This window comes from Vibrio sp. 1S139 (genome assembly GCF_041439475.1).
Lineage (GTDB): Bacteria > Pseudomonadota > Gammaproteobacteria > Enterobacterales > Vibrionaceae > Vibrio > Vibrio crassostreae_C.
On the sequence record NZ_JBGOOD010000120.1, the window covers coordinates 1 to 5108 of the forward strand.

The 5108-nt window shown below is 46.8% G+C and carries 4 protein-coding genes and 1 pseudogene; all 5 read right to left on the reverse strand.

Translation table 11 applies throughout. From position 1 onward, the window contains the following. Positions 1–104: 104 nt before the first annotated feature. Entirely contained in the window at positions 105–1472 is a 1368-nt protein-coding gene (hflX, locus tag ACED46_RS21300; protein ID WP_102320189.1) for a GTPase HflX, read from the reverse strand. Between the two features lie 270 nt (positions 1473–1742). Beyond that, on the reverse strand, positions 1743–2855 hold the full coding sequence (locus ACED46_RS21305) for an ABC transporter ATP-binding protein (protein ID WP_371722391.1): 1113 nt from the start codon (positions 2853–2855) through the stop codon (positions 1743–1745). 6 nt (positions 2856–2861) lie between these two features. Further along, positions 2862–3719, reverse strand: a complete 858-nt coding sequence (locus tag ACED46_RS21310; protein ID WP_004736059.1) for a carbohydrate ABC transporter permease — start codon at positions 3717–3719, stop codon at positions 2862–2864. Beyond that, positions 3716–4654 carry a carbohydrate ABC transporter permease gene (locus tag ACED46_RS21315; protein ID WP_371722393.1) on the reverse strand — a complete coding sequence of 313 codons (939 nt, stop codon included), beginning with the start codon at positions 4652–4654 and terminating at the stop codon, positions 3716–3718. Before ACED46_RS21315 ends, ACED46_RS21310 begins: the two co-directional genes overlap by 4 nt. A 181-nt stretch (positions 4655–4835) precedes the next feature. Beyond that, positions 4836–5057, reverse strand: a pseudogene (locus ACED46_RS21320) (sugar ABC transporter substrate-binding protein); the annotation flags it as partial. Between the last annotated feature and the right edge of the window lie 51 nt (positions 5058–5108).

Below are 5108 nucleotides of genomic sequence, written 5' to 3' on the forward strand. Positions count from 1 at the left end.
CAGCTAAATATCCGTTTAGATTCAAACAGTAATGCTTATCCGAACGGCATTGACCTTATCGGGTCGCTTTTCTTTTGGTTGTTCTTGCCAGGCTCGCTACAAAATTAAGACTTCTGCATACGCTTTTTCAAGCGCGCTAAATCAATTGCACTTGAGCGTACAGTAAGCTTGATGCATTCGTAGTCGTATTCTTCCTTCACCACACTCATGTTTGAGCGAATCTCACCGATGATGCCTTGTCCAGAATAAGGAATCGTGATCTCTTCTTCGATCATGCCTTGTTCAGCAACACCTACAATGTACTTGTGCAGCTTGGTGATATCTAACGGGTCACGAGTTGACGTTAGCATCGCATCTGGGAATTCTTCGATCAGCTCTAACTGTTCGTCTTCGCTCAATCTATCGCACTTGTTCAGTACCAATAGTTTTTCGCTGCCTTCAACGCCCACTTGCGCTAATACTTCGTGTACCACATCAAGCTGTGCGCGGAATGAAACATCAGAAGCATCAACCACATAAAGCAGCAATGAAGCATCATGCGCTTCTGCTAGTGTTGAGTGGAATGAAGCAACCAGATCGTGTGGCAGTTTCTTGATGAAACCCACCGTATCTGACACTAAGATACGCGGCTGAGTGATCGGCTGAAGTGCACGAACCGTGGTATCTAAGGTCGCGAATAGCTTATCTTCACCGCTCACTTCGGTTGCGGTCATAGCGCGCATCATCGAAGATTTACCCGCGTTGGTGTAGCCAACCAGAGCAACAGTGAAAAGCTCCGAACGCTGAGTGCGTCGGTTCTTCATTTCGTCCTGTACGCTAACCAGCTCACGTTTAAGCGCAGCAATTTGGTCACGTACTTTACGGCGGTCTAGCTCTAATGAAGTTTCACCAGCACCCTGACCCATTTGACGCTCTTTATCACCGTCGGCTGTTTCACGCAGTCGAGGCACTAAGTAGTTTAGGCGAGCGATTTCAACTTGCAGACGTGCGGTACGAGTACGAGCATGGCGGCTAAAGATCTCGATGATGATACCAGTACGGTCAAATACCTCGACACCCAAGTGCGCTTCTACATTACGCAGTTGAGATGGGCTCAAATCACAGTCGAATACCACTACGTCAGCAGTACCAAACTCCACATCTTCAGATGGAAGATCATCAAAATCTAATTCATCGATACTAGCGCGAAAATCAAAAGATTCATCGATAAAATCTTCATCTTCTGCTTCTTCAATCGAACCTTGGTAACCGGTGAGGTGTGCAATTTCTGCAAGCTTACCTGCGCCCAACACGTTTTGTCGTTGTGTTGAACTGTGGTGCTGTGATTGTGTACCGACCACTTTAAACCCTAGGGTTGTTACTAAGCGAGCAAGTTCGGCAAGAGACTCTTTTGCTTCGTCACCTTTGAAGTCCGGTGTCGTAATAGAAATAAGTAAAGCGTTACTAGCTGAGGGTTTTGCTGTTAGTTTCATGTATTCTTCTGTTTATGCACTAATGTGCAACCTAGTATTTGGTCTAAAGTAGCGCGATCCTACGCTGTTCTCGGTCAGCTTTATAGAGCTAACGGAGGCTATTTGGCGATATTATTGCAGTTAATCCATTTATCTCGTTTATCCCTCTGTTTTCGTGAGGAAATAAAACAGGCTAAAACAACAAAAAAGACAGCATCACGTTACTTATTAGTAATTAGTGATACTGCCTTTGCTTAAGCTTAGACTCTCATTGAGCTACTGTCTCAAAAACTAAAAATCAATTCTCGCTTCAGTCTGAGCATCAAAGAATACCGCCTTTGATAAGTCAAAATGCAGCGGCGCCATTTGCCCAACTGACACTTCAAATTCTGGCGACAAGCGACATGCCACTTCTTGGTCGTTCACTTTCACCATCGCAATCGTATCTGGCCCTGTTGGTTCTAGCACTTCTAACTGCAAGTCTAGCTTGGTCGTTGCCGACACATCTTCACTTTCCTGCTCGGTAATATGTTCAGGGCGCAGGCCAATCACCACTTCTTTGCCATCTTGCTCACGCATGCTTTGTGGTAATCGAATGTGGTGCTCTTGCTCAGCTGTACCCGTTACTTTGATGATCGGATTCTGCTCATCATCCAAATCCACCATGGTCTTAATGAAGTTCATAGATGGTGAACCCATAAAGCCCGCCACGAACATGTTATTTGGCTTGGTGTAGATCTCTTGCGGCGTACCGAGTTGCTGCAGTTCACCATCTTTCATCACCGCAATACGGTCAGCCAAGGTCATCGCCTCGATTTGGTCATGGGTCACGTAGACAATGGTGGTGTTCAGCTTTTGGTGCAGACGTTTGATCTGGTGTCGCATCTCGACACGTAGCTTGGCATCCAAGTTAGAAAGCGGCTCATCGAACAGATACAGCTTAGGACGACGCGCCAAAGCGCGTCCCATCGCGACACGTTGACGCTGACCACCAGAAAGTTGCGACGGTTTACGATCAAGCAACTGTTCGATTTGCAGCATTTCTGCCACTCGATTAACCTCAGCATCGATCTCTTGTTGCGGCATCTTGCGGATCTTCAAACCGAAAGCGATATTGCCGCGTACCGTCATGTTTGGATAAAGCGCGTACGACTGGAATACCATCGCGATATCGCGATCTTTAGGTTCAACCTGCGCCACGTCTATGCCATCAATTACAATCTCACCCGAGCTAATATTCTCTAGCCCAGCGATGGTGTTCATCAAGGTGGATTTCCCACACCCCGAAGGGCCGACAAGTATCAAAAATTCCCCCGAATCGATACTGATGTCGATGCCCTTTAACGTTTCGTTGTCCGCGTTGCGATAGGTTTTACGGATCTGTTTTAAATCTAATGTTGCCATGGGTAATTATCCTTTTACTGATCCTGCCGTTAGGCCACGAACAAAATATTTTCCTGCGAAGACATACACCAACAGCGTTGGCAGTGCGGCGATGATCGCGGCAGCCATGTCGACGTTATATTCTTTAACGCCAGTGCTGGTGTTGACTAGGTTGTTTAATGCCACGGTGATCGGCTGAGTATCTGAGCCGGAATAGACCACTCCGAACAAGAAGTCATTCCAAATCGCGGTGAACTGCCAGATCACCGTCACCATAATGATTGGTGTCGAGATCGGTAATAAGATCTTGAAGAAAATCGTAAAGAAGCCAGCACCATCGAGCTTTGCCGCCTTGATCAATTCATCAGGAATCGAGATATAGAAGTTACGGAAAAACAGTGTGGTAAATGCCATACCGTAGATAACGTGCACAATCACCAAGCCGATGGTTGTGTTCGCTAGCCCCATCTTACCGAGCATGGTTGCCATTGGTAGTAGCACCACTTGGAATGGAATGAAGCAGCCAAATAACAACAAACTAAAGAACAGGTTTGAACCTCTGAATTGCCATTTCGTCACGACATAGCCATTGAATGCACCGAGCAATGTTGAAATCGCAACCGCAGGAATCACCATTTGGAACGAGTTCCAGAAGTAGCCTTTGATGCCTTCACATTTCACGCCCGTACAAGCGGTGTCCCACGCTTTATACCAAGCATCGAACACCCACTCTTTTGGCAAACTCATCAGGTTGCCCGCCTTGATGTCTGGCAGAGTTTTGAATGACGTCAGCGCCATTACGAACAATGGCATTAGGTACACTAAACAGAAGAAAAGCAGTGCTGAATAAATAAAGATTCGAGCAAAATTGATGTTATTCATCATGACTTTTTCTCCCTAAGTTCAGAGTAAAGATAAGGCACGAGAATCGCTAAAATGCCGGCAAGCATCATCATGGCACTGGCAGCACCAAGGCCGATTTGACCACGAGTAAATGAGTGGGCATACATGAATAGCGCTGGAAGATCCGATGAATAGCCCGGACCACCCGCAGTCATTGCGGTTACAAGGTCGAAGCTCTTAATCGCAATGTGTGAGGTGATGATCACCGCACTGAAAACCACTGGGCGCAAGCAAGGCAGAATGATTTTGAGATAGATAGTGGGTAAGCTTGCCCCATCGATTTGAGCCGCTTTGATGATTGAAGAATCGATGCCACGCAGACCGGCTAAGAACATCGCCATCACGAATCCAGAAGACTGCCAAAGTGCTGCAATCACTAAGGTGTAAACCGACATTTCAGAATTGACGAGCCAGTCAAATTTGAAGTGAGTAAATCCCCAGTCTTGCATCAACTTTTCAATGCCAAGACCCGGGTTAAGAATCCATTTCCACGCCGTACCCGTCACAATGAATGACAATGCCATTGGGTAGAGGTAGATAGTACGAATCGCGCCTTCTTGACGGATATTTTGGTCAAGCAATACCGCTAAACCAACACCTAGCAAGATAGCAATCGCCATGAATAGAAAACCAAACACACCGAGGTTGGTGATAGAGGTGATCCAACGATCGTTATCCATCAGCTTTTCATATTGGGTTAAACCAACGAAGTTGAAGCTCGGAAGAAATCGAGAGTTGGTGAACGACAATGCGGCCGTCCAAAATATATAACCGTAGATACACACCACGGTCACTAACGCAGTTGGCGCCAGCACAATTTTAGGTAACCAATGTTGCAACCTGTCAGCAAAACTCGGTTTCGGTGCAGGCTGGCTCCTTGTGGGTTTTGGAGTCGACTCAGTCAAAACATGCTCCATAACTTATCCTTGTTGCACAATCGAGCCAATGGCTTACCTTTCGGCACCACATCAGCATCACGCATATTAGAATTGGGAGTGAAGAGCAGATAGGCTCCCTACGAGCCTACCCACCCTGGGGGTTCGATAAAGCAACACAACCCGTCACTCACGTGCGTTGTGTGTCGCTTATCAAGTTAGATTAGATAGCCGCTTTCACTGCTTTTGCTAACTTAGCTGCCGCTTGTTTCGGATCGGCATCTTTCTCATTGAAGAAGTTGGTCACTACGTCATAGATCGCGCCTTGAGCGTAACTTGTCGTCGCTAGGCCGTGAGCCATACTCGGAACAAGATCGCCAGATTCAGCACTCGCTTTGAAGGTTGCCATTGAGTCCAACGCACATTGGTCAAACTTAGACATGTCCGTGCGACCTGAGGTCGTATGAAGCGTTGTTCACCGCTTAACGAGTGAACC